General features: G+C 50.2%; 4 protein-coding genes and 1 pseudogene. 2 read left to right on the top strand and 3 right to left on the bottom strand.

Annotated elements, in window-relative coordinates; all coding sequences use genetic code 11:
* The first annotated feature begins 275 nt into the window (after window positions 1-275).
* Window positions 276-1,379, top strand: coding sequence for a hypothetical protein (locus GWQ22_RS20925; RefSeq protein WP_275931554.1), 1,104 nt, complete (start codon window positions 276-278; stop codon window positions 1,377-1,379).
* A 170-nt stretch (window positions 1,380-1,549) separates the two neighbouring features.
* Here GWQ22_RS20925 and GWQ22_RS20920 read toward each other — a convergent pair whose 3' ends face one another.
* From GWQ22_RS20920 to fliB, 3 genes are all read right to left on the bottom strand, one after another.
* Window positions 1,550-1,762, bottom strand: a complete 213-nt coding sequence (locus tag GWQ22_RS20920; protein WP_275931553.1) for a hypothetical protein — start codon at window positions 1,760-1,762, stop codon at window positions 1,550-1,552.
* Between the two features lie 129 nt (window positions 1,763-1,891).
* The gene (locus GWQ22_RS20915; RefSeq protein WP_275931552.1) at window positions 1,892-2,365 is read right to left on the bottom strand and encodes a GrpB family protein; all 474 of its coding nucleotides are present in this window, start codon (window positions 2,363-2,365) and stop codon (window positions 1,892-1,894) included.
* Between the two features lie 144 nt (window positions 2,366-2,509).
* Window positions 2,510-3,688 carry a flagellin lysine-N-methylase gene (fliB, locus tag GWQ22_RS20910; protein WP_275931551.1) on the bottom strand — a complete coding sequence of 393 codons (1,179 nt, stop codon included), beginning with the start codon at window positions 3,686-3,688 and terminating at the stop codon, window positions 2,510-2,512.
* Between the two features lie 187 nt (window positions 3,689-3,875).
* Between fliB and GWQ22_RS20905 the strand changes: the two are divergent.
* Window positions 3,876-3,962: pseudogene (locus GWQ22_RS20905) on the top strand (DUF3634 domain-containing protein); the annotation flags it as partial.
* Between the last annotated feature and the right edge of the window lie 334 nt (window positions 3,963-4,296).

Genomic DNA, 4,296 nt, shown 5'->3' with positions numbered 1-4,296 from the left:
AAGGGATTTGTGCTGCTGACGTTGGTGGTAAACAACGTGAAATTCAAGGACGGAGTACAGGTGCTGGATGAGTCAGACAGGAATGCCGCCTGACCGACTCCATACACCAGATTTGACAATAGCTCTCTTAAGGACCTGTGCATGAGCCGACTATACTAAAGGCCCAGTCAGCCTATGTGGCATAGTTCTGGTCGATAAGATTATCGCTATTCCAGTGGGGACGAACTGAATAACATCACACAACCCAACTAAACTGTAAATTCGCGAGGTGGTCCATGTTATATGTTGATATCCCAAGCCGTGAAGAGTTCTCCCGTTTATCTGATGTCCGCTCTGATGCCTGTATTTCCATCTACCTTGAAACGTCGCCGTTGCACCAAAAATTAGACGCCAGCCAAATTCAATTGGGCAACTTCATTAAAGAGGCATTGCAGCAGGTTGCGGAACAAGGTTTGGATAAACGCCGCTTGGCCCTGTTGGAGGAAGAACTTTATTCGGTGCTGGAAGATGAGGATTTTTGGGATCTGCATGCCCGCAGCCTGGCCATTTTAGCTACGCCGGACAGTATTACGACTTACCGTTTGGCAAACAAATTGCCCAACCAGCTTAAAGTCAGCGAGCGTTTTTACCTCAAACCTTTACTGCGGGCACTGACATTCCCGCATTCAGCTTATGTGCTGGCGTTGTCTGAGAATCAGGCGCGCCTGATCGAATTTTTTGCCGATGTACCGCCGGTGGAAGTTGCGGTGCAGAATATGCCGTCTCGCAAACATGATGCCATGGGGGAGGCTGCATTAAACGATCATCATCATGGTGCGGTTCACTATAAAGTACGTTTGGCGCAATACACCCGTAAAATAGACCAAGCCTTGCGGCCAATATTTGCGAGTCATGATTACCCGCTTATTTTGGTCACGACTGAGCCTTTATCCTCTATTTATCGTGCAACCAACTCGTTACCGAATCTTACCGATGAAACACTTTTCTGTAATGCCGAACATTTGGGGGCATCTGAGCTGGTGACCCAGGTTAGGCCACTGTTGGAAAACTATTATCAGGCGCAGTTAAATGCTCTGAAATCACGCTTTGAAGCCCGTTCAGGTGAACGGCGGGTGACTCAGGACTTGTCCGATGCGGCTCGTGCGGCCACCTTTGGTGCCATCGATCTACTGCTGATTAATATCGACAGCAGTATCAATGGGACCATTGATGATGAAGGTTTGATCTCCTTCAGCGGCAGCGGCGATGAAGTCAGTTACAGCATTGTCGATGAGATTGCCAAACGGGCGATTGCTACCGGAGCAAGGGTATTGGCAGTGCGTAGCGAAGATCTACCATCCGGAGCCGATCTCAACGCAATATTACGTTATCCGGTGTAAAAACATCGCTAGTCTGTAGTCCCGATAAGAGATTTTTTATTAACTGCTGTTCTATCGGCCACAGACAAATAGAAAAGTCGGATAGACAAGCTATCCGACTTTGGCTCATCCTGGGTACTACTGATTTTTTTAAAATCAATAATCAATGGCATAACGGATAATCGGACAGGTCATACAATGGCCACCGCGGTGCCCACGACCCAGTACACGAGAGGTAGATATTCCCTCCCTTCCATCTTGAATAAGCTCTTCTTGGCGATGCCACCCAGTGATGCCGTCATCTCTTGGGTCTTCTTGGCGACCTTGCGTCTCTTGCGTATCGCCAGCCTCAGTGCGGCGGGATCCAGCTCTTTCGGGCCGGTTTGCCACTGAGCATCTGCCATGGTTATCACGAAACAAAGTCTAGAGAGGCTCACTTTGTTCACCACAAAGGGGGTGAGGGATTGGCTGATGCCGCTTGCTGAACGGCACCTTGTGTTTAAAACGGGGACATTCACCTGCTTGTGGGCTGATTATGCTCCCGTTAAAACGTGATTTATAAAATCAGATTTTTTTCGACGATAGTCATCTTGCGACAGGCCTTCACAAGACATTTTGAGTTCATTGTATTGCTGAACCAGTGAAGGGTTGGCGCGCAATTTATCACGAAAAATCAGAAAAAATTCAAATTCAGAACCATTGGCCACCAGCTGAAAAGCAACGTCATCACTGGACCTTGACTCCAACATATACAGTTCCGATGTTCTCAAGGTATCGACTTTTTCTTTAAAGCCCAATGTCGTCAGGATCTGGACGGCAGCTTCGAGTTCGTCACTTTCTACGCCGATAAAAATATCAAGGTCGCCTTTCGATATTGCCAGCGGAATGGAAGAGGCACCTACGTGCTCAACTCTTGCGTTCGGGAGCAAATTTTTTACTTCGCGCTCGTATCTAAGAAACAGATCTTCACAAGACGCTTGATATTGCTCAGCACGGTAAAACTTCATCTTTTCTCCAAAGGCATCTGGTTTGATACCAAAACTGGGACACCCACCTTTTTGTGTGCTGACTATACAGCGTCTTGCTCAGAAGGGTGGGTGTCCTAATGTCATTTCCAATGTCATTTATTCAATTGATCTATCCATGCCCATTCAGGGGGCAACGGCGGTTTGTAGCAGGGCGTAGAGGGTGAGGTCCATGTTCTCGCCGTGCTCGGTCAGCACCTTGTCAATGGCATCCTCAAAATCCCGATTATGCTGGCGCAGGCTGTGGTAGCTGTAGAACAGGTTCACCACATCCTGCTCGGTCAGCTTGCCCTCCATGGCCAGCAGGCAGAGGTAACTGCGTAGCAGAAAGTAGTCGGCGATCAGCAGCCGGTAGCACTGCTGCGGGCTCTTGGGCGGCTGATGGGGAAAGTGGTGGTGGTAGACGTAATAGACCAGATAGTTCTGCAAGATATGGGGACGCGCCGCCAGAAAGGGGGCCACCTCGCGGTGCCAGGTTTCGTGTAATTTACCAAGGCGATCGGTATTGAACTCCCCGGCTAGCAACTGCTGGATCTGCTCCAGACAGCGCTGCATGGTGGGCTGCCCACGTTGCGACCCGGTCTGGGCATTCAAGACTTGCAGATAGGTGAGATTGCGCAGCGCTTTCCACTGAACCTGACTGATAAACGGCAGTTGTGAAAACACTGCAGTCAGCTGCCGATCCTCAATCAGCTGGCTAATCTGGCCGAGGAAAGCCTCGTTGGAGAGGGCGCTGCTATCGCGATGGATCAACAAGCCGATCAGCCACAGCTTCTCCTCTACACTGAGCCCTTCGGTCAGCAGAATATCGAGCGAATACTGATGCAGTTGCAAGGTCGCCGGGGAGAGCGGTTCTAGCGGATGGTATCCGGCAAGTGGCGAGACCCCTATCAACAGGGCATCGGGGTTTAGCAGTACCTGACGGCACGCCTCCGGGCAGGAGAGAGTCAGGCTCAAGCGCTGGTTGTTGGCAAAACGGCTGATCACTCTGGGGTAGTTCTGACAGGTATCGCTCAACGCTTGCGGCCCGGCCCGAGTGTGGATTTGGCATAGCCCCTCAGTCAAAAACGGGCATTTTCCCGTTTCATCGAGGGTTATCACCGCCCAGTTATTCTCGGCCTTTCTGGTCCTCTTGATCCTGGTCTTGGCCGTACTCTGGATCAGTTGATCGGGGTGGGTGACGTAGCGCTGGTAGGTTTTTTTGTCGATCGTGATAGCCCAGTCGTGGCAGCAGTTATCTTCACATCGATCTCCAATGCATTGAAATAATTCATAAAACCTGGGGGTGAACTGGTGTGCTGCCATGGCGGGGTCCCGTCAAAAAAAGGTCGAATGGGTAGTCGTCCTTAAAGAAAGCAAGATAGATGCCTGTTTTTGCATAGCGTGGCCACAAATGAGAACAATGGGCGTGCGGCGTTGTGATCTTGGCCAAAAAATCGGCTTGGCGGCCGCTTATACTGTTGAATATCAAATGCTTAAAGGAGTAGAGCGAATAGCATGGTTATCATTTATTGTGGCGATTGCCCTGATCTGGTGGTTGCTCAAGCTGCGGCGTGGCACCCTGTTTGATAGCCGGTTGCCCAGCGTGTTCGTAACGTTTTTCCCTACAGCGAGCCGTCGCAAGCCGCGCAAAGGATAATGAGCCTAAGCCCTTTGCGGGTGGGGCAAGAGCTGACTCTTATACACAAATATTGTGAACTGATTGGCACTTTTCCCGATTTCCAGGATCTGATCTCCTATGTGACTCCCGAACATGGTAACGATCATGCTAACTTTTGCTCTTCATCGGTAAGCGCCCCTGAATCAGCACCTGTTTTTACTGAGATCACCTCGGCACACTGAAACCCATCGTATCTACGTTGGGATTTCCGCTATGACCACTCAAGAACGCGTTGATTTTTGGCAGCGCCAGA

The organism is Aeromonas sp. 1HA1 (assembly GCF_029237385.1).
GTDB classification, from domain to species: domain Bacteria; phylum Pseudomonadota; class Gammaproteobacteria; order Enterobacterales; family Aeromonadaceae; genus Aeromonas; species Aeromonas popoffii.
The sequence above is the reverse complement of the archived record's forward strand: the minus strand, read 5'-3'. Positions and strand labels throughout refer to the sequence as shown.

Excerpts from the sequence above, each read along its gene's own strand:
- GWQ22_RS20925 (WP_275931554.1), top strand. The coding sequence starts at position 276 with ATGTTATATGTTGATATCCCAAGCCGTGAAGAGTTCTCCCGTTTATCT.
- GWQ22_RS20920 (WP_275931553.1), bottom strand. The coding sequence starts at position 1,762 with ATGGCAGATGCTCAGTGGCAAACCGGCCCGAAAGAGCTGGATCCCGCC.
- GWQ22_RS20915 (WP_275931552.1), bottom strand. The coding sequence starts at position 2,365 with ATGAAGTTTTACCGTGCTGAGCAATATCAAGCGTCTTGTGAAGATCTG.
- fliB (WP_275931551.1), bottom strand. The coding sequence starts at position 3,688 with ATGGCAGCACACCAGTTCACCCCCAGGTTTTATGAATTATTTCAATGC.